This is a genomic window from Agrobacterium sp. 22-223-1 (assembly GCF_053522385.1).
On the sequence record NZ_JBNWCN010000005.1, the window covers coordinates 106,135 to 125,852 of the forward strand.

The 19,718-nt window shown below is 60.0% G+C and carries 15 protein-coding genes; 1 reads left to right on the top strand and 14 read right to left on the bottom strand.

The genetic code is table 11. From position 1 onward, the window contains the following. Positions 1–86: 86 nt before the first annotated feature. The 14 genes from ACQZ60_RS19780 to ACQZ60_RS19845 all read right to left on the bottom strand — a co-directional run bounded on the left by ACQZ60_RS19780 (position 87) and on the right by ACQZ60_RS19845 (position 17,702). The gene (locus ACQZ60_RS19780) at positions 87–1,016 is read right to left on the bottom strand and encodes an MYG1 family protein (RefSeq protein WP_448735948.1); all 930 of its coding nucleotides are present in this window, start codon (positions 1,014–1,016) and stop codon (positions 87–89) included. Between the two features lie 157 nt (positions 1,017–1,173). Then, entirely contained in the window at positions 1,174–2,349 is a 1,176-nt protein-coding gene (locus ACQZ60_RS19785) for an acyl-CoA dehydrogenase family protein (RefSeq protein WP_020809092.1), read from the bottom strand. A 113-nt stretch (positions 2,350–2,462) separates the two neighbouring features. Next, entirely contained in the window at positions 2,463–3,566 is a 1,104-nt protein-coding gene (locus tag ACQZ60_RS19790; protein WP_020809093.1) for an LLM class flavin-dependent oxidoreductase, read from the bottom strand. A 108-nt stretch (positions 3,567–3,674) separates the two neighbouring features. Further along, positions 3,675–4,808, bottom strand: coding sequence for an LLM class flavin-dependent oxidoreductase (locus ACQZ60_RS19795; RefSeq protein WP_020809094.1), 1,134 nt, complete (start codon positions 4,806–4,808; stop codon positions 3,675–3,677). After that, positions 4,805–6,523, bottom strand: a complete 1,719-nt coding sequence (locus ACQZ60_RS19800; RefSeq protein ID WP_035262720.1) for a dipeptide ABC transporter ATP-binding protein — start codon at positions 6,521–6,523, stop codon at positions 4,805–4,807. Before ACQZ60_RS19800 ends, ACQZ60_RS19795 begins: the two co-directional genes overlap by 4 nt. After that, positions 6,502–7,347, bottom strand: a complete 846-nt coding sequence (locus ACQZ60_RS19805) for an ABC transporter permease (protein ID WP_035262723.1) — start codon at positions 7,345–7,347, stop codon at positions 6,502–6,504. Before ACQZ60_RS19805 ends, ACQZ60_RS19800 begins: the two co-directional genes overlap by 22 nt. Next, entirely contained in the window at positions 7,344–8,354 is a 1,011-nt protein-coding gene (locus ACQZ60_RS19810; protein ID WP_448735949.1) for an ABC transporter permease, read from the bottom strand. Before ACQZ60_RS19810 ends, ACQZ60_RS19805 begins: the two co-directional genes overlap by 4 nt. Positions 8,355–8,392: 38 nt before the next feature. Next, positions 8,393–10,048, bottom strand: a complete 1,656-nt coding sequence (locus ACQZ60_RS19815) for an ABC transporter substrate-binding protein (protein WP_448735950.1) — start codon at positions 10,046–10,048, stop codon at positions 8,393–8,395. Between the two features lie 336 nt (positions 10,049–10,384). Continuing rightward, positions 10,385–12,790, bottom strand: coding sequence for a molybdopterin guanine dinucleotide-containing S/N-oxide reductase (locus ACQZ60_RS19820; protein WP_448735951.1), 2,406 nt, complete (start codon positions 12,788–12,790; stop codon positions 10,385–10,387). Between the two features lie 38 nt (positions 12,791–12,828). Next, positions 12,829–14,205 (bottom strand): FAD-binding oxidoreductase, encoded by a 1,377-nt coding sequence (locus tag ACQZ60_RS19825; RefSeq protein ID WP_448735952.1) that lies wholly within the window; start codon positions 14,203–14,205, stop codon positions 12,829–12,831. Between the two features lie 86 nt (positions 14,206–14,291). Continuing rightward, positions 14,292–14,894, bottom strand: a complete 603-nt coding sequence (locus ACQZ60_RS19830; protein ID WP_448735953.1) for a DsbA family protein — start codon at positions 14,892–14,894, stop codon at positions 14,292–14,294. Positions 14,895–14,906: 12 nt separating this feature from the next. Beyond that, on the bottom strand, positions 14,907–15,476 hold the full coding sequence (locus ACQZ60_RS19835; RefSeq protein ID WP_080820244.1) for a TetR/AcrR family transcriptional regulator: 570 nt from the start codon (positions 15,474–15,476) through the stop codon (positions 14,907–14,909). Positions 15,477–15,525: 49 nt separating this feature from the next. Further along, complete coding sequence (locus ACQZ60_RS19840; RefSeq protein ID WP_448735954.1) at positions 15,526–16,554, bottom strand: ketopantoate reductase family protein; 1,029 nt, start codon at positions 16,552–16,554, stop codon at positions 15,526–15,528. 305 nt (positions 16,555–16,859) lie between these two features. Beyond that, positions 16,860–17,702 (bottom strand): NADPH-dependent oxidoreductase, encoded by an 843-nt coding sequence (locus ACQZ60_RS19845; RefSeq protein WP_448735955.1) that lies wholly within the window; start codon positions 17,700–17,702, stop codon positions 16,860–16,862. 397 nt (positions 17,703–18,099) lie between these two features. Between ACQZ60_RS19845 and ACQZ60_RS19850 the strand changes: the two genes are divergently transcribed. After that, the gene (locus ACQZ60_RS19850; protein ID WP_448735956.1) at positions 18,100–19,707 is read left to right on the top strand and encodes an ABC transporter substrate-binding protein; all 1,608 of its coding nucleotides are present in this window, start codon (positions 18,100–18,102) and stop codon (positions 19,705–19,707) included. Positions 19,708–19,718 lie beyond the last annotated feature (11 nt).

Consider the following 19,718-nt stretch of genomic DNA (forward strand, 5'->3'; position numbering starts at 1 on the left):
TATGGGCAAGATCAAAACCCGCATCCGGGCTTAATTTCGCCTCCCGCTGCCGGCCCAAAGGCGTGGTTGCACGGTCGGCTACCATGTCACTGTTTGGCTGCGGTCGCCTCTTTTACCGCCAGCTCCGCCATGGCGAGTGCGGCATCGCGGGTTCTGGCCGCTGCGACAAATCTGCCGTTGTGGCAGAAGCTCGCGCCTTCGACGCCGCAAACAGCTTCCAGATCTTTGTCCGTCAGGCCGGCCCAGGCCGCCGGCAGATCCGCTCGCAGCTCAAAGCCTTCATCCGCGCAGCGGATGCCGGTCAGGCACCAGTCGTTGTTGCGTGGATGAACGACGAAGAGCAAATGGTCGGCACCCGCCTTCTTGATGGCGGGCCGAAACGGCATTCCCATCGGCAGTTCCAGAATATGTCCCTCGCCGGCATCCACGATAGCCCGGCTCACGAGCGCTTCAGCCCGTAATTTCGCGGCGCTGTTGGCAATCTTTGCCTCCACGAAGCTGCGGGCGATGGCCAGCGCCGCGTGGAAACTGCGATTGTCCGCTTCGGGATCTGTCTCGTCGAAAACAGGTTTCAGAGTTTCCAGCAGGACTGGCAGGGTCAGCCCGGCGAGTGCCCCCGCGGTGGAGGGGCTGAGCGCGCCATTGTCGACCAGATCGACCGGCAGCACGAAGCTGGCATCGAAAGAGGCGTGAACGGTTTCGATATGGTCTTCAGGAACGCCGAAGGCGGCAAGATAATCGCGGCCGAAATGCTTCCAGATCAGTCCGAACGAACTATAGGGCTGACCGTCTTCCCGCAACGGTGCACCGCGCTGGTGGTGATCGAAGGCGCCCTTCGCCGCGTCATAAACACCGCCGACGTCATAGACGATGCGGTCTGCGCCGGGTGCGATCCATTCGGGCGCCCTGCTGCGGATCAGGCGTGCCTGCGGGAAAAGCCGGGTGAGCACGACGCTCGACAGCAGTTCGTCGGCATGGAAGCCACCGGAATGGGTGACGAGGAAGTCCGGGATCATGTCAGGATGCGCCTTGTTGCTTGCGGAAGATCCGCCTGGGAGTGGCACCTGATACCCTTTGCCGGACTGCATCTCAACCCGCCATTCGCCATGGAGGCTAAAAGCAACGATATGCTGGACGTCGTGATCTGAATGAAAGGCGGTTTGTCACCGCGTTTCAAGCCGTCTTCAGGATCGACAGGTTGGGTGCCGACCGGTCATTCTCGCTCGTTTTCCAGCGGTCAAAGGCGGCGCGTCCGAGAATGGCGACCGAGGTGTCCTCCTGGGGAGCATGGACGAGAACCGACTGGATATCGCGGAAATGCCGCTCGAGGCCGAGATCGGCGTTGAGGCCGGGATTGCCGATGCCGCGAACGGCTATCTGGACGGCGTCGCGGATTTGCCGGCCGGCGAGAAGCCGGGCCCTTATCAGGTGTTCCGCATCGCCGATATGGTTTGCGAGCGCGCCAAAGATGATCTGCCGGGCGCCGGAGACCAAAAGGTCGATCTCGCCCGAAAGCGTGACAAAACGTTCTGTCCGCGCAATGGCATGGCCCAGATTGGCGGGCACGCGTTCATGCGCGAAGCGAATGAACGCTTCCTGAGCGGCCTCAGCCGCGCCCAGATAGATTGCGGTCAGCGCAAGCGTCATCGCCGCGTGGCCGCGATTATCCTGCTGGGCAACGGAAGGATCAACGAGTTCCAGCACATTTTCTGCCGGGATTTCAACCTCGGTATATTCGACGTCGTGCGAACCGGTCGCCCGCATTCCGAGGCTCTTCCAGTTCTCTATGATCCTGATGCCGGGCAGGCCATTGGGCACGACGAAGGTGCCGACGCGAGCCTGAGCCTCGTCGGTGTGCGCCCAGACGAGGAAGTGCGTGAGGCCGTGCGCGCCCGTCACGAAGCGCTTGCGGCCCGTGATCGACCAGCCATTCGCCGTCCGGTGCGCACGCGTGGCCGGCAATCCGCCACGGGCCGGCGAGCCCAGCTCGGGCTCCACACGGGCGGCGTTCAGCAGCAGTGGCTGGTGTTTGGCCCTGGAAAGAAGGTCCCTGTAAAGCCCGTCGGGCCAATGGTCCTTTGCTGCCTGTCCCAGATGCGTGAAGATCGTCATCGCGCTGATGAGCGCCACAGAGGGATCGCCGCGTCCCAACGCCGCCAGAATATGGGCTGCGGTACTCAAGGTTCCTCCCGGGCCGCCGTAACGCGTGGCCACGGTGCTCTCGAGAAGTCCAGCCTGATGAACGGCGCGAATACCGGTCCAGGGAAACTGACCGGTCTGATCCGCATCCGGTGCGGCTTCGGAAACGGCGCGCACGGCGGCGTCAAGTGCGGTGGGATCGTAGGACATGCGGTAACGGCTTTCTGAAGGTCGGCGGGCGGGATCATCCGTTGCGGGCGTGGATGATCCCTGTCCTGTAAGAAGAGGTGGATGGGTCCGACGGCGTGGCCGGACCGCCGTGATCAGGCGGCTGCCTTCTTCTTTGCCTCTTCGCGCTCACGAATGCCCTCGCGGACGAGGGGCAGGATGTATCGCCCGTAGTCGACGGCATCGTTATAATTGTCGTATCCACGGATCGAAATCAGATCGGCGCCGAGATCGATATAGTCGAGAATGGAGTCGGCGATGGTGCGCGGCGATCCGACCAGAGCGGTTGTTGCGCCGCTTGCATTGGTCGCGGTGACCGTCGGATACCACAGTGCGCGGTCATGGACATCGCCACGTTTGGCGATGTCGAGCAGGCGCTGGGAGCCGATATTGGCGGGTGGTGTTGCGTTGACCGGCGCGCGAGAAAGACCCTTCTGGCGGTTCTCGTTCAGACGGTCGAGAACCCTGTGCGCCTTATCCCAGGCCAGCTCATCCGTTTCAGCCACGATTGGCCGGAAGGTAACCCAGATGCGCGGGCGATCGGTTCGTCCGGCTTTTGCGGCCTCGGCATAGATGCGGTCGATCTGCTGCTTGGTTTCAGCCAGCGGTTCGCCCCAGAGGCCGAAAATGTCGCACAGCGAGCCGCCGATACGATAGGCGGCATCCGACGAGCCGCCGAGCGAAATCGGGATCAGGCCGTTGGTGGGGCGCACGGCGCTGCGAAACTGCTTGAACTGGTAATATTTGCCGTCGAAATCGAAGGGTTCGGTCGAGCTCCAGGCAAGGCGGAGAACGCGGATGTATTCTTCCTGGCGTTCGTAACGCTCTTCCTTGTTGAGGAAATCTCCCTCACGCGCCTGCTCCTCGTCGCTGCCGCCCGCGATGAAGTGGACGACGACGCGCCCGCCGCTCAACTGGTCGAGCGTGGCGAGGGATTTGGCGGCAACCGTCGGATAAACGGTGTTGGGCCGGAGCGCGACGATGATCTTGATGTTCTTCGTATGCGCAAGCACCGTCGCGCCCAGTGTGAAGGGATCGAATGAGGAAGAGGAATAGGGGATGAGCGTGTAGTTGAACCCGTAATCGTCCAGCGCACGCGCATAACGTTCCAGGAAGAGCGGATCGACCGGAGCATCCGGGATGGGGTTCAGATCATTGGACGCGTTGGGAAAGCTGACGCTGATGAATTCCGCAGCCATGGGAGCTCCTTGGTGTTTCTGGGTGTCGGGTAAAAGCTAAAGCCGGCATGGCATATGAGGAAGACAGGTCTTTCTATTTCTATGGAAAATGTAGAAAATATTGCCTGACTATGCTGGCGGTCTAGAACCCTGGATTGCCGCCTGTTCCGGTCCTTGGTGATCGGAAGCGGGTTTCCACCCAAGAGAGGGGGCAACCGTTGTCGCAAGATCGGTGAGCAATCTTATGTTTTCGGACAGTCCGAAAGCGGGAGGCAGAAACAGGACGAGTTCATCTGCGGCTGCCAGCCCCGGGTCGCTCAACACCGCCTCTATGACCGCATCCGGTGTGCCTTGAAAGACAGGAGAAATCAGCGCGCCAACCGGCTGGCCGGCAGGAGCCAGCGCACCCTTTGGCCGTGAGGCGGCAATTCCCGCCGTGCGGCGCTCAAGATCGTAGGCCGCGTACTTCTCTCGCAGTTCCGGAGTGGTGCCGACCAGAACGGAAGCTGCAACGGCGACCGGCGGCGGCGTCGTTTTCCAGATGCGCAGCCAATGGGTGCGATAGGCGTCGATGATCCGCGCCTGATACTGACCGAAAGTCTCGCCTTCGGCCTGATCGTGAAGGACGGTTCCTGAAATCAGGCCGATCCCGAGTTCGGCGGCCTGTATCGCTGAATCGAGGCTGGCGGAGCCCTGGCGGATACGGCTGCGAAGGGTGGGGCTATGTGGCGTTACCCGCAACTCGGCTCCCGCAGGCGCGCCCGTGTCCCGCTCCGTAACGATGTGCAGAACATCGCCGGCAATGGCGGCGAGGAAGCGCGACTGGCGCCGCTTTGCCTCTGTCCGGGCATCGGTGTCGACGGTTCCGAAAACGGCGTCGAAGGCGCCGTTGGCTCCAGTCGAAATGGCAAGTTCGAGCCGTCCGTCGATCAAAAGGTCGGTCGTTCCCGCTGCTTCGGCCAAAAGGATCGGGTCCTGATAACGCATCGGGATGACGGCGGAGCCAAGTGTGATGTGCCGCGTATGCTGGCCGACTGCCGCAAAGAAAGGTAACGGGGAAGAAAGATAATGGTCGAAGTGACGCTGATAGGCCCAGCCTGACTGATAACCCAGCCTTTCCGCCTGCCTGAACAATTCTATGCCCTGCCGCAACCCCTGTGCCGGACCGTCATCGTCGTTGAACGACACCCGCGTATTGAAGCCAAGCCGCTGTTTCGGTCGAAACAACCCGGGAAGGTCACGGGAAGCTGCTGCAATATTCATGCGAGTTGCTCCTTGCGCAGAGCGTGCCGGACCGCGGGAACGCGAACCGTCCCGGCAATGCCCGACGGGATGGAGTTCAGCAGGGACGCGGTATATTCGTGTCTCGGATTGCCGAAAATCTCGGTGACGGCTCCATGCTCGACGATGCGTCCCCGCTGCATCACCGAAACGCTGTGCGCAAGTTGCCGGACCAGGGCGAGGTCGTGCGAAACGAAAACATAGGTCAGGCCGAGCTTGGCCTGCAGCGACAGCAGAACCTCGACAATATCCGCCTGCACGCTGACATCGAGAGCGGATGTGGGTTCGTCCAGCACGATCACATCCGGTTTGAGGACCAGCGAACGGGCGATTGCCACACGTTGCCGCTGCCCGCCGGAGAGGGCCGACGGTTTGCGCTCCAGGAGGTGCTCGCTCAAACCGACATTAGCGAGAGCTTCCCGTACCCGCTCGGAGCGCTCTTTCGGCGTCCCGATCTCGAACCGGTCGAGTGGTTCACGCACAAGCTGCCCCACCTTCCATGTCGGGTCGAGTGACGTAAACGGGTTCTGGTAAACCAGCTGAAGATGCCGCCAGACGGACCGGAGCGAAGCCCGGCTTTTGCTCGTGACGGTCTCGTCGGCAACCGTGATCGTGCCGCTTTCAGGCTCTTCGAGCCCCAGCAGCAGGCGGATCGTCGTGGTCTTGCCGGAGCCGGATTCGCCGACGAGGGCATGGGTTGTGCCCGCCGGAACCGTAAACGAAATATCGTCCACCGCCGTCAGGGTTTTGCCATCGACGGTGAAGCGCTTGGTGACGCCGCTGACGGCGATCTTTGGCGATTTGTCGCTCTCGAGAAGGCTGAACCCCGGATCGCGGAACCTGGCGTAACGCTCCGGGTTGAGCGCGGGCACGTCGCCATGGAGCTTTTTGGCGTAGGGTGAGGAGGGGGAGGAAAAAACGGCCGACGTCCTGCCTGCTTCCTGCACGACGCCGTTCTTCAGCACGACGAGATTGTCTGCCCTCTCCGCCGCTATTGCGAGGTCGTGGGTAATGAGAAGCAGGCTGATATTCAGCTCATCCCGAAGGCGGGAGAGAAGATCAAGGATGCGCTTCTGGATCGTTACGTCCAGCGCCGAAGTTGGCTCGTCCGCCACCAGCAGTGCAGGACGGGGCAATATTGCGAGCGCGATCAGCACGCGTTGCAACATCCCGCCGGACAGTTGATGTGGATAGGAATCGTAGACCCGTTGCGGATTGTCGAGACCCACCTTGGCGAATGTTTCGAGAATAAGTGTCTTGCGGATCGAAGGGTTGACCTCTTCCGTCAGCGCTGCGGCCTCCAGCGCCTGCGAGCCGATTGTTCTCACGGGATTGAGAGAGTTGCCCGGATCCTGCGGCACGAAACCGATTTCACGGCCGCGAAACGGCCTGAAACGGCGTTCCGGCAATGCGAGAATGTTCTGCCTGTCGAAAACGACCTGACCCGTGGCGTTCGCACCGTTGGGAAGAAGCCGCAGCACGGCTTTCGCGATTGTCGATTTTCCAGAACCGGATTCCCCGATGAGGGCAAGGCTTTCGCCACGCCCGATTTCGAAACCGACATTATGGACGACCTCCTGCCGCCCGTAGGAAACGGCGAGATTTTCGACCGCGAGGAGGGGCGTCGCGTGTTGTGGAGACGCTGCCACGAACTCGGGAAGGATTGGCGCTGTTTTCAGTGCGATTTGCGAAGCCATCGGCTGATCCTGTTGACAGAGAGGACGGTCACGATCGTAACGAACGCGGGCGCATAAACGAGCCAGGGCCATTTGAGGTAGTCCTTGCCGATTGAAATCAGCAGGCCCCAGTCGGAAGAAGGCGGAGGGTCGCCGTAGCCGAGGAAGGCGAGGCTGGCGATCACCAGAATGGACTCGCCGAATTGCAGCACGGCAAGCGGCAGCATCGAGCGGGATGCATTTGGAAGGACGTGTCTCAGAACGATGTAGCGGCGCGAGCCCCCCAGCAGAAAGGACGCCTCCACGAAGGTCGCCTGACGGGTTTTGATGACCTCGGAGCGAGCCACGCGGGCGAAGAAGGCGATGGCTGATATGCCTGTCGCAATCGCCGCATTGATCGTTTCGAAGCCGATGGCCGTGACGATGATGACCGCGAGCAGGAACTTCGGGATAGACAGCAGCACGTCGACAAAACGCGCAAAGACGATATCCACCCAGCCGCCGAAAAATCCGGCGAGCAAACCGATCACCCCGCCGATGAAGACGCCGATGACGACAGCGACCAGGGCGCTCGATACGGATGATGCTGTGCCATAAACGACCCGTGTATAGAGATCGCGCCCCAGATGATCGGTGCCGAACCAGTGCGCAAAACTTGGCGCAAGAAGCTTGTCGGCCGGAACGCCGTTGATCGGGCTCTGGCTGGTGAACAGTTGCGGCGCAATCGACCAGGCGACGACGATTGCGATGACGAGGAGGGAAAGGGCGACGGTTGCAGTGATGTTGAGAGCTCTCAGCTTCTCGAACGGATTGCTGCCGGAGACCGGGCTGGAGATAAGGCTCATGGCTTGGCCCCCGTTTCAAGGCCAAGCGGCGTGTCGTCGATGGTTGCCAGGCGACGTTTTCGGCCAACGATAATTTTCACCCGCGGATCGAGCAGCGGATAGAGAAGATCGGCGATAAGGTTGACGACGACGAACACCACGGCTCCCAGCGAGACGATGGCCTGCAGGACCGGCAGGTCCTGCGTGCTGACGGAGCGCTGTACGAGACTGCCGATGCCGGTACGGCCGAACACGGTTTCCGTGATCAGCGAGTTGCCCAGAAGCTCGCCCACGGTCAGGGCGATAACGGTTACCACCGGTAGCGAGGCGGGCTTGAGCAGATGTGTCGTGAAAAGCCTTCTCGGCCCGATGCCGCGGCTGCGGGCAACCGCCGCGTAATCCTGCTCCGCTTCATGATCGAGATTGGCGATCAGGACTTCCGCGATCTGCGCGGAAAACGGTATGCCAATGGTGATCGCTGCAAACAGCGTCGCCCAGAAGCTGTCGGGCTCGATGACCCGGAACAGCCTGAGCTGAAAACCGAAGAGATGGATCAGAAACAGTCCGATGACGAAATTGGGTGTCGACAGGAACAGCGAGGGGAAGGCTCGCAGCAATCCTTGCCCATATCGTTTCGGTACGACCTGCGTGCCATAGGCAACGGCGAAGGCGAGGATCAAGGCGACCGTCAGCCCGGCGGAGGCCAAAACCAGCGTCGATGGCAGCACCTCGGCAATCAGGGTCGTGACGGGTCGATTGGAGCGCATGGAAATGCCGAGGTTGCCCGTCAGGAATGCCGACAGGGAGTGCCAGAGCTGCACGATGATCGGCCTGTCCAGCCCCTGTGCAGCAATGATTTCGGCGATCTCCTGCTCGGTGAAACCGTTCTGCGGGTTGCGCAGAACGCTGGTGATCGGGTCGCCGGGCAAAACGCTGACGACCACGAAGGTGAAGACATAGGCCAGAAGGATGACGACGATCGCCTGGCCGAGCCGCTTTGCGGCGTAGGTTAGGTAGGCATTGCTCATGCCGTCACCTCCTTGACGTTACTCGGTGGGTGCTGGCCTCATTCGGCAATGAACGCTGTGTAATAGCTGGCGTAGGCGACACCGTTATAGACTTCGCCCTTCAGCTTCGGCGACTGCACGTAAATGCGCTGAACGATTTGCGTGCGCGGTATGAAGTATCCCTGTTCCAGCAGATATTTCTGCAGGCTGTCCAGAAGCGGCTTTCGGTCTTCGACGGAACCTGCGCCGGCGATTTTGTCGCGCAGATTGTTGAGCGTCGCATCGCGCTCATCGAGCGCAAACCAGTTCTCGCCATTGTTGGCGTTGGTCAGGATGCTGGCGACGGTGCCGGCGTCGATGAAGCTGCGCGTGACTTCATATGCGGGAACTGCGGCGCCGCCGAATTTGACCTTCTCGCCGTAGGTTACGACATCATAGGCCCTGATGTTGACCTTCCATCCGAGCCTGCCGAGCTGCTGGGCAATCAGCTCATCGACGGATTTCGAGGTTGCCAGATAAGGATTGGAATGGATCGTCAATTCCAGCGGCTTGCCGTCTTTCACCCGAACGCCGTCCGCGCCCTTGACCCATCCGGCTTCGTCCAGAAGCTTCTCCGCCTTGTCCGGATTATAGGCGAGGAGATCGCTGTGATCCGTCGCGCCGGGGACGTTGCTCTGGATGAACGACGTCGCAAGCTTCCAGTCCTGCGTATAGACGGTGTCGATGATTTCCTGACGGTTGATGCCTGCTTGGAGCGCCTGACGCACCTTCACGTCATCATAGGGTTGAAGCTTGGTGTTGACCGCCCAGCCGTTGACGAAGCCGAGGTAACGTGGGGTCGCGACGGTGAAGCCTTCCTCCTTGAGCGATTTCAGCTCCTGGGGCGAGGCATTGTAGGCGACGTCCGCCTGGCCGGACTGAACGGAGGCGACGCGAAGGGATGGCTCCGAAACCAGCTTGTAGGTGATGGTATCGAGATAGGCGGGTCCGGTATGGCCGACTGCGGCCGGACCCCAATTATAGTCCTTGCGCTTGACCAGAGTGACATGGTCGCCCTCTTTCCAGGAATCCACCACGTAAGGTCCGCTGCCGGCGGTCTTGCTGAGGTCTGCCTGCTGGCCGGCAGGCTGGGCGATGCTCTTGGGAGAGATCAGGATGGAGCCGTGATAGCCAAGGGTTGGAATGAAACCGAGCGTGGGCTTCTTGAAGAATACCTTGACCGTCGTGGCATCGACCGCCTCGGCGTGATCGTAGGTCTTGGGGAAGAGGCCGATCGGGTTGATCCCCTCGCTCTTGCGGCCGGCATACCAGATGTCGAGATTGGCGACGACGGCCTTCGCATCAAGCGGTTCGCCATCCGAGAAAGTCACCCCGCTCTTTAAGTGAAGGGTGAATTCCGTTGCGGTGTCGTTCTGCTCCCAGCGTTCGGCGATCCATGGGCTGACTTTACCTTCCGCATCGACGTAAAGCAGCTTGTCCGTCACATGCCCCCAGATGTGGCCCTGGAAACTGGAGATGGCGCTGTTGTTTGGGATCCAGGTGTCGCCCAGTGAATCGATCAGAAAGGTGATGTCACCGCCGTCGCGCGGCGTATCCGCAGCCACTGCGCTCAGAGGTGCCGCTGTCGATAAAAACAGCGAGGCGGAGACGGCCAGAGAGGCCGTGAAAAGCAGCCGGCGACGCGACAGGGAGAATGAGAAAGAACGTCTTGTCATGATATGATCCTGAAAAATTCAAAGTTTTTTCGTTGCAATTTCGGCATCTCCTGCGGACGCACATGCGGCCGCCGTCATTGGCAGCAGGCATGTCAAACCGTTGCCGCGTCGGCCTTTCAGCCGAGCGGGAGAATGCTTGAATTCATTGGGCAGTCGGGTTGGGCGTCGCGAGGGTTAGCGAGCGGCTCGTGGGAGTTCGCTTGGCTGAGGAGCGCGCCCGCTTCTACATATTCCAGTCATGACGCGGTCCCTCGTTGCGTGTTTATCTTGCCCATAAACTAGCAGCCGGGCGTGAGGGAGAAAGACTGGTTATTCTTTTTCTATCGATTTAGTGAATTATTTTATCGCCATTTTGCCGACTGTTTGGATTGGCGTTTCAGACGCCCTTGAATTGCCGTCTCGCTCCGGTGGTCGATGATGGTCTGGCGACGAAGACGCTTTGTTCCGCGGCGCAAATGTCATGGCTTCGAAAACCCTGACGGGCGGCAAGTTGCCGGTGAAAAGCTCAATCTCCACCTTCGCGATCTGGCCGGTGGAACCCTGCGACAGTTTCGAAGTGCCGATGTCGCGGGTCAGGATATTGGGATTGCCATGGATGCAGATGGCATTGTCCACCGCGGGATCCTGTGGCTCGAACCATGCGCCGGTGGCAAGCTGCATCACGCCCGGCATGACGTCTTCACTGATGACGGCGCCAGCGAGACAGCTGCCGCGCGCATTAAAAAGCCTGACGACGTCGCCGTCAGATATTCCACGGGCCGAAGCGTCGGCCGGATGGATGCGGACGGGCTCCCGATCCCTGATCTTGGTCGAACGGCTGAAATCGCCATAGTCCAGCTGGCTGTGCAGACGTTGATACGGCTGATTGCAGACGAGATGCAGGGGATGGAGGTGGGCGTCATCGGGCGTCTCCATTCTTGGTGGATACCAGCGCGGATGACCTTTGCAGTCATCATATCCGAAGCCCTCGACAGTCTCTGAAAAGATTTCGATCTTTCCTGACGGCGTCGCCAGCGGCTTCGTTCCGGGGTCCTGAAGGAAAGCGCGCGCCGGGCCACCGTCGTCTGGCTTGACTGGAAGGCGCAGTTCTCCCCGCTTCCAGAAGGTTTCAAAGTCCGGTGCGTCATGGCCGCCGGCCGCAAGCGCCTGACGGGTCGTTTCGTACAGGAAGGCGAGCCATTCTCCGCTGCTGCGATTTTCGGTAAAGGCATCGAACCTGCCAAGTTCCCGCGCAATCCCGGCGAATATCTCATAATCGTCGCGTGCCTCGCCGACGGGGTCGATCAGCCGCTTCATGGCGATCATCAGGGGATCGCGATCGGCAGCGCCGATGTCGTCACGCTCAAGCGTGGTCGTGGCGGGCAGCACGATATCGGCATGTCGAGCGGTGGAGGTCCAGGCGGATTCGTGGACGATGATCGTTTCGGGACGCCGGAAAGCGGCCCGCAGCCGGTTGATATCCTGATGATGGTGAAATGGATTGCCGCCCGCCCAATAGACAAGCCGGATATCGGGATAACGAAGCGCGTGCCCGTTGTAATGGAACTCGGCACCGGGATTGTGCAGCATATCGGCAATGCGTGCACAGGGAATATAGTCCGGAACGGGGTTCTTGAATTGCTGCAGCGTTGGCAAGGGAACGGCGAGCAGGTTCTTGCCGATATTGCCCAATGCGCCGAGGGAATAGGAAAATCCGCCGCCGTCCAGTCCGATCTGGCCGAGCATGGCGGCAAGGACGATGCCCATCCACACCGGCTGTTCGCCATAATCGGCCCGCTGAAGCGAGTGACTGACCGTGATCAGGGTTCTCGAACCGGCCATCCTGCGCGCCAGCTTGCGGATCGTTTCCGGGGCGATGTTACAGATCGCGGCCGCCCATTCGGGGCTTTTGTGCTGGCCGTCCTCCCTGCCAAGAAGATAGTTTTCGAACCGGTCATATCCGACCGTGTAACGCTCCAGAAACCTCCGGTCGTGCAGCCCTTCCGTGACGAGGACGTGCGCAAGCCCGAGCATCATCGCCACGTCCGTACCGGGAATAATAGGAAGCCACTCGGCACCCGCATCAGCGGGAAAATCGTCCGCCAGGGGGCTGACAAATGTGAAATGCGCACCGCGAGCGCTCGCGCCGGCCAGTTTCTGCCGAACGGTGTGCGTGCTGATCCCTCCGCCGTGGACATCGGCATTCTTGATCGCCATCCCACCGAAGGCAAGCACCAGTTCGCTGCTGCGTTCGATCGCATCCCAGGTCACGCTCTTGCGGTCGAAGCTGTCATACGGTCCAAGCACATGGGGAATTATGACCATGGCGGCGCCGGAACTATACGTGTTGACGGACCGGACATATCCGCCAAGGACATTCAAGAAGCGGTGAATCTGGCTTTGCGCATGATGAAACCGGCCGGCGCTCGACCAGCCATAGGAGCCGCCGAACACTGCGCCCGGACCATGACGGTCATAGACCCGTCTCAGCTCATCGGCGACCAGCTTTGTCGCTTCGGCCCAGCTGACTTCGACGAAATCGTCAGCGCCGCGTCGCTGCGCGTGGCCGGTCTCGCGTTCAAGCCAGCCCCGCCGAACGGCAGGCCGTTTGATGCGAACGGGGCTGTCGGCAATCGCCGGAAGATTGCCCAGCAGCGGTGACGGATGCGGGTCACCGGGATGGGGCTCGATCTCCAGTCGCCCATTTGCAAGCCGCCCGGAGAATGCCCCCCAGTGGGAACTGTGAGTTTTGAAGGAATTCATCGCATGGCCTCACGATCATCGACTGCAAAGTGGCAATTCTAGTTCGGCAGGATTTTCCCCGGATTCATAATACCGGCAGGATCGATCGCATGTTTGATGAGCGCCATCAGATCGACCGCCTCGCCATGTTCCTCGCGCAGATAAGCGATCTTCCCGGTGCCGACGCCATGTTCGCCGGTCGAGGTGCCGCCGACAGACAGCGCGTATCGCACCATCTTCTTGTTGATCGCCGCCACTTCGCCGAGTTCTTCCGCATTGTCGGGATCGACCGCGAAGACGACATGATAATTGCCGTCGCCGACATGGCCGAGGATAGCCGCCGGTACGCTGCAATCTTTCAGAAGTTCGCGGGTTTTCAATATGCAGTTGCTGAGCTGCGAGACCGGAACACAGACATCCGATGACCAGCCTTTGGCGTTTGGCCTCTGCGATACGACGGCATAAAACGCATTATGCCTCGCTTTCCAGAGACGGTTGCGCTCCTCAGGCGCATTGGCCCACTCGAAATCCTTGCCGCCATGTTCCTCCACGATGGCGGATACCATGTCGACCTGCTCCTGAACGCCGGCGGGTGAGCCATGAAACTCGAAAGCCAACGTATCCTCGATCTTCAGGTCCAGCCCGGAATAGGCGTTGACGGCCCTGATCAGGCCACGGTCCATAAGCTCCATGCGGGCGACCGGGATGCCAAGCTGCACGACCTGAATGGCAGCCGCCACCGCCTGTTCGACGCTCTCGAAAGAGCAGAGTGCGGCCGAGATGGTTTCCGGAATTCCGTAGAGACGCAGCGTTACTTCGGTGATGATACCCAGCGTTCCTTCCGAGCCCACGAACAGCCGCGTCAGGTCATATCCGGCGGAAGATTTTCTGGCGCGGCCGCCGGTTCTGATAATCTGACCGGTCGGCAGCACCACGGTCAGCCCGAGCACGTTTTCCCGCATGGTTCCGTAGCGGACGGCATTGGTGCCCGAAGCGCGGGTTGCGGCCATGCCGCCAATCGAGGCGTTTGCGCCGGGGTCGATGGGAAAGAACAATCCCATGTCGCGCAGATATGTGTTCAACTGCTCCCGCGTTACGCCCGCCTCAACCGTGCAATCCAGATCGTCAATGCTGATACGGGCTATCTTCGACATGCGCGAAAGGTCGATCGAGACCCCGCCATTGACAGCCGTCAAATGCCCCTCAAGCGAAGTGCCGGCACCGAAAGCGATGACGGGCACCCCCTCCGCCGCACATAGCCGCACGATCTCGGATACCTCCGACGTGGTTTCGGCGAAAGCGACCGCATCGGGAAACACGGCTGCATGATGCGCTTCGCCGCGCCCATGCTGCTCGCGCAGTGTCAGTGACGTTGAAAGACGTTCCCCGAGGAGGTTCCGCAGCGATTGGATGAGAGGAGATGAGAGGTCAGGCATAAGAAAATTCCATGGGAATCTGCATTGAAGGCGAAGCGCTTTGCCCGGCAGATCGCCAGGACTGTCTCCGCCTTCTGGCGGCGATATCAGGCGGCGAGCTTTTCTCCGCTGAGATGACGCTCGAGGAACGGAAGGCTGTCCTGCCCCCAGTAGAGTTCATCCTGATAGCGATAGGTCGGCACCCCGAACACACCGGCTGTCCTCGCCGCTTCGAAGCTGGCCTTTTGCAATGCTGCAACCGCATCGCTTTGGCCGTGCTCATCGAGGGCTGCAGCATCAAAGCCTGCGGCCGTTGCAATCGCCCGGCGGACGTCCGCCTTGCCGATGTCTTCACCGCGAACCCAGAAGGCTTCCTGAAGCGCAACTGCCAGCTTCAGCCAGTCCTCGCCCGTTTCGATGGCTGCGGCCACCATCAGGCCGGCCGGTGAGGGATCCGAGAGCGCGGCGCGATTGTCGAAATTCAGCACTTTTCCGCGCAATGCCGCCCAGCGCTTCAGATCCCTGATCCAGTAGGCGCGTCTGGCCTCCGGCCGGTTTCGCGAATAAATGCCGCCATTTTCCTCGATCAGCGGAATGACATGGGGGCGGATCGTGGCGCCCTGTTCTTTCGCCAGTGCAGCAAACGGTTCAAGACCGATGAAGGCCCATGGAGAGCCGATGCTGAAAAAATAATCGATCGTCTTTGTCATTGTCTGCTGCTTTCAGTTGGGTTGATCGGTGGAGGCGGCCGTGTCGAAGACAGAGAGCGCGCAGTCACGCGCAATCAGCACCGCTTTGGGATCGCGCCCGACGGCGACGGTCGCTAAGGCCCCTTCGTAGAGAAGCGAAAGATGGGCGGCGGCAATCTCCACGGTGCTGCCGGCTCTTGCCAGAACAGCGGCAAACACGTCCCTGACCTTCGCCTTATGGGCACGCGCAACGACCACGACGCGCTCGGATTCGCCATGTTCCGCAACCGCAAGAGCGAAGGCGCAGCCGCGAAAATCCGGGCTGTCGGCCTTTTCGTGGAGCTGCTCGAAGATCAACCGGATCTGCTCCTTCGGAGCCATGTCCGCATCCAGCACTTTCTGAAGCGAATAGATCACGCGCTCATGACGCGCTTCCAGATAGGCCGCAACGAGGTGATCCTTCGACGGGAAATGCCGGTAGAGCGTCGCTTTCGCAACATTCGCTTCTTCTATGATCCGATCTATGCCGACAGCCCGGATGCCCTCGCGATAGAAGAGCGTGCCAGCGGCGGCGAGGATATGGTCTGATATGGCTTCTCGCATTATCGTTTCACACTGTCGTTTCAAAAGTCGCACTGTTATGGGCCGCCGGTCATGAAGAAGCGGCGGGATTGGCATGCGCCGTCCGGTCCGGGGCGGCGATGAGAGACGTGATTGCATCGAGTGGCAGCGGCTTTGAAAACCCGCCCTGATGCGCCAGTTTTCCGGCAAGCGTTTGAACGGCTTCGTTATAGGGTGTCGGAACATCGTGAAGCCGGCCCAGCAGAACGATTTCGCCGTTGAGGAAATCCACTTCGCTCGAGGCTCCGCGCCTGAAACTCTGCCAGGTCGATTGCTGGCCCGGATGAATTCCGCTGTTCGGCGCAACCCGCCAGTTCGAAATGTCGACGGTTCGCTCGGAGGGTGAGGCAAGGGTGTAGCCTGCCGCGTCCAGCACATGGCGGGCCTCATCCACCAGAGCGGCGCTGATCCTGTCGTTCAGATCGGCCGGACCGTCGAAAAGTTCGAGGACGTTGCGAACGTTGTGAAGGAGCTTTGCTGCTTTCCAGCGGCGGATGTCGTCGCTTGCCTCGGCAAGATATCCCGCGCTGTTGAGGTCCGCCGTGACCTGCGCGGTCACGTCATCCTGTCCGAGCGGAAAACGTCCGACTGTCACGATGCCCAATTGCGGCTCGCCGCCCACCACCACCTTGCCGGTTTCGGTGAACCGCGCCGGTGTCAGAATGCTTGCACCATAGACCCGGGCAAATGTTCTCAGGGCATTCGCTTCTGTCGCCAGTCCGTTTTGAAAAGTCACGATAGGCAGGTTTGCCGCTGCCGGTGTCGTCGCGTTCGAGACGCTTTGCCAGGACCAGAAGGCGAGCGCGCTTACGGCATCCTGAGCTTTCACCGTGAGCAGGAGGATATCGTCCGGCTTCAATTCCGGAAGATCCGTCAGGTCGAAAACCTTCAGATCGATCTGCCGCGTCTCCGCGGGGCGCTGGAAGGTGAGGCCGTGCTGCTTGATATGGCTTATCTGGGCGCCCCGCCCGAAAAGCGCATAATCAATGCCGGAAAGTGCGAACTGCGCTGCAAGGCTCGCGCCCACCGCGCCGGCGCCAATGATAACGTAACGTGGCATCTGTCGTTTCTCGTCCTGTCTTTTACACTCCGGATTTTCCGGAGGATTTCGGTTATTGATTGGTTCGGCGGTCTGTGCGGGCGGCGATTGAGGACGGTGGCGGGATGCGGTTCAGAAGCAGTCTGGAACGGATCGTAAGGCCTTCGAGCGGTAAAGGAAGACCGGTCATTCTATATCTACTAATTTTATAGAAAATCAGTTCCCGAAATCGGCGATTTCGGGAGAGATTGCGCTGCCCTGGCCGGCGCTTCGCATTGCCGAGCCAGAGGCGCCTCTGCGTTTAATACCGCCAGCCGCGACGGAGTTTATTTGATACCGAAACCGAGGCGACGCAATGTCTGGCTCAGTTCCGCGCGGCCCTTCAGCGCGGCGGCGTTCTCCACACGCTGGGCGATGGGCGCCGTCCAGCCGTTTTGCGGCAGGCCCTGTTTTTCCTGAAACACTTTCAAGACTTCATCGTAAGAATTGAGATCGTCGCGTGCCGGTTCCGAATAGGTTTCATGAAACAGAATGGATGATTGCGACAGGCGCGGTTTGACATCGGTTTTCACCGCCGGGTCGGGATAGCCGACCGTCAGGCCAAAGACGGCAACCGTCTCGGGGGGAAGGTTCAGTTCGCGCGACACGTCTTCCGGTCTGTTGCGGATACCGCCCACATAGCAGGAGCCAAGGCCGAGTGAATCAATTGCGGCAACAGCATTTTGCGCTGCCAGCGCCGCATCGATGGCGCCGATCAGGAAGCTTTCCAGATAATCCAGCCCTTCGCCCTTGTTTCCCTGGTTTGAAGCGACCGTGCGCAGCCGCTTCAGGTCGATAAGCCAGATGAGGAAAACAGGTGCATCCTTTATATGGGCATTGCCGCCCGTGAAGCCCGCCAGACGTGCCTTGCGCTCCTTGTCCTGAACCGCCACCACGCTCCACGCCTGAAGATTGGACGATGTCGGTGCAGATTGCGCGGCTGCGACCAGAAGTTCCAGGCTGCCCTGTGGCAGAGCTTTCGGCAGATAGGCGCGGGCGGTGCGGTGGTTCAGCAAGGCGTCGATGGTGTCGTTCCAGAAAGGCGGAGAAAAATCGGCCTGCGTTCCATAGCGGGCTTCAACACGCTGCTGCGGTATTTCCAATTTTGTAATCGGACTGGTCAGGGTCATCGCTAAAAAACTCCGTAATGCTGGTGATGGACCGCAGGGCCCATGGCGGGGATTGGAAAGCCTGTGAGGTGTACCATTTGATATGCTTCGCCGACCCATCTGCCGAGCAATGTCCTACTCAATCCCGATTTTTCAGTGAAACAACATTTCCATGGGAATTCAAAACGAAACGCCAGTGCGATTTCCTCTCATTCGCCATCGGCCGCAGGGAGGCAACGAGGATTTGGGCAAAATGGATAATTCGGCACAAATTTTCGCGCGTGTTTGCATGCGTACTGAAATAGAATTCTGCAAGAAATGTTTTCTTTGGCGGCAAAGAAGAATTTTCTTCTTATGGAAACCCTGATTTGCCCTGATGCTTTTGTCATCGAAACGACGTTTTCAAACGGGGATTTTCATGACGATAGGACGCCGCCAGTTTAACAGGATGCTTCTTCTGGCAACGGCAGGAACGGCCTTGCCGGGTTCGCTATTCGCAGCGAATGGCGACGCGGGCCGGCCCGTCTCCGGCGGCACGCTCAGGCTGCTCTATCGTGTCGATCCCGGCAACGCGCTTTTCGCCATCAACACCTCATCGGGGACCGGACAGGCAATCGGCCCGAAGATCGTTGAAGGTCTTCTGACATTCGATTTCGACCTGAAGCCGCAGCCGCTGCTGGCGACGGAATGGTCCGTTTCGGACGACCATCTTCGTTACACGTTCAAACTTCGCCCAAATGTGAAATGGCACGATGGTCGGGACTTCACCTCGGAAGACGTCGCGTTTTCGATTTTCCGCCTGAAGGAAGCCCATCCGCGCGGCCGTATCACCTATCAGAACGTCGAGGCGGTGGAGACGCCGGATCCCCTGACCGCCATTATCGTGCTGTCCAAACCGGCGCCATTTCTGATTGCCGCGCAATCGAGTTCGGAATCGCCGATCGTGCCCAAGCATATTTTCGAAAAGCTGAAGCCAGCCGATGGCCAGACATTGCAGACCGCGATTGGCACCGGCCCTTTCAGGTTGACGGAGTGGACACCGGGCAGCCATCTGATCTTTGAACGAAATCCCGACTATTGGGATGCCGGCAAACCTTATCTCGATCGCATCATTCTGCGCATCATCACCGACCCGGCCGCGCGGGCGGTGGCGCTGGAAACGGGAGAAGTGGATATTGGCGACAACCCGGTGCCGCTGGCGGATCTAGAGCGATTGAAGCAGAATCCAGATCTCGTTCTGGATACGAACACCTATGCTTATGCGGGCCCGCAGCAGCAGCTGTTTTTCAATTACGATAACGAAGTCTTCCGCAAGAAAGACGTCCGTCTGGCCATTGCGAAGGCGATCAATCTCGATGAAATCGTCAATGTGGCGCTCTTCGGTTATGCGCAGATTTCGCCGAGCCCGGTCAGCACCGCCCTGCCGAACTGGTATGATGCGTCCGTCAAGGCCCATGCCTATGATCCTCGGGAAGCGGAAAAATTGCTCGATGCGGCGGGATATCCCCGCAAGGGCGACGGCAAGCGTTTTCCGGTGCGGTTGACCTATAATTCCTATCTGACGCCCGGCTTTGCCGATGTCCTTCGCAGCCAGCTTGAAAAGATCGGCATCGCCGTCGAAATCCGCAAATACGACCTGCCGACCTATCTGAAGACGGTCTACACGGACCGCGCCTTTGATCTGGTGGTGGAATCCCTTTCCAACACCTTCGATCCGTCGCTCGGCATCCAGCGGGCCTATTGGAGCAGGAATTTCAAGATCGGGCTGCCCTTTTCCAACGCGGCCAACTACGCCAATCCGGAGGCGGATGCGCTTCTGGAGGCGGCGGCCATCGAGCCCGATCCGAAAAAGCGCTGGGTGACCTGGAGCAGGTTCCAGCATCTCATCCATGACGACGTCGCCTCCGTCGATCTTGTGGCGGCGGGAAGCCAGATCGTGGCGCACAGACGCGTCCGGAACTATGTCACCGGCGCGCAGGGGCTGAACTGGAGTTTCGGCGATCTATGGCTCGATCCGACCGCTTGAAACCCGATGTG

What these genes read in the sequence shown, in the direction of transcription:
- ACQZ60_RS19810 (WP_448735949.1), bottom strand. Translation starts at nt 8,354, where the DNA reads ATGAGCAATGCCTACCTAACCTACGCCGCAAAGCGGCTCGGCCAGGCG.
- ACQZ60_RS19835 (WP_080820244.1), bottom strand. Translation starts at nt 15,476, where the DNA reads ATGCGAGAAGCCATATCAGACCATATCCTCGCCGCCGCTGGCACGCTC.
- ACQZ60_RS19840 (WP_448735954.1), bottom strand. Translation starts at nt 16,554, where the DNA reads ATGCCACGTTACGTTATCATTGGCGCCGGCGCGGTGGGCGCGAGCCTT.
- ACQZ60_RS19780 (WP_448735948.1), bottom strand. Translation starts at nt 1,016, where the DNA reads ATGATCCCGGACTTCCTCGTCACCCATTCCGGTGGCTTCCATGCCGAC.
- ACQZ60_RS19800 (WP_035262720.1), bottom strand. Translation starts at nt 6,523, where the DNA reads ATGGCTTCGCAAATCGCACTGAAAACAGCGCCAATCCTTCCCGAGTTC.
- ACQZ60_RS19845 (WP_448735955.1), bottom strand. Translation starts at nt 17,702, where the DNA reads ATGACCCTGACCAGTCCGATTACAAAATTGGAAATACCGCAGCAGCGT.
- ACQZ60_RS19820 (WP_448735951.1), bottom strand. Translation starts at nt 12,790, where the DNA reads ATGAATTCCTTCAAAACTCACAGTTCCCACTGGGGGGCATTCTCCGGG.
- ACQZ60_RS19790 (WP_020809093.1), bottom strand. Translation starts at nt 3,566, where the DNA reads ATGGCTGCGGAATTCATCAGCGTCAGCTTTCCCAACGCGTCCAATGAT.
- ACQZ60_RS19795 (WP_020809094.1), bottom strand. Translation starts at nt 4,808, where the DNA reads ATGAATATTGCAGCAGCTTCCCGTGACCTTCCCGGGTTGTTTCGACCG.
- ACQZ60_RS19785 (WP_020809092.1), bottom strand. Translation starts at nt 2,349, where the DNA reads ATGTCCTACGATCCCACCGCACTTGACGCCGCCGTGCGCGCCGTTTCC.
- ACQZ60_RS19830 (WP_448735953.1), bottom strand. Translation starts at nt 14,894, where the DNA reads ATGACAAAGACGATCGATTATTTTTTCAGCATCGGCTCTCCATGGGCC.
- ACQZ60_RS19805 (WP_035262723.1), bottom strand. Translation starts at nt 7,347, where the DNA reads ATGAGCCTTATCTCCAGCCCGGTCTCCGGCAGCAATCCGTTCGAGAAG.
- ACQZ60_RS19850 (WP_448735956.1), top strand. Translation starts at nt 18,100, where the DNA reads ATGACGATAGGACGCCGCCAGTTTAACAGGATGCTTCTTCTGGCAACG.
- ACQZ60_RS19825 (WP_448735952.1), bottom strand. Translation starts at nt 14,205, where the DNA reads ATGCCTGACCTCTCATCTCCTCTCATCCAATCGCTGCGGAACCTCCTC.
- ACQZ60_RS19815 (WP_448735950.1), bottom strand. Translation starts at nt 10,048, where the DNA reads ATGACAAGACGTTCTTTCTCATTCTCCCTGTCGCGTCGCCGGCTGCTT.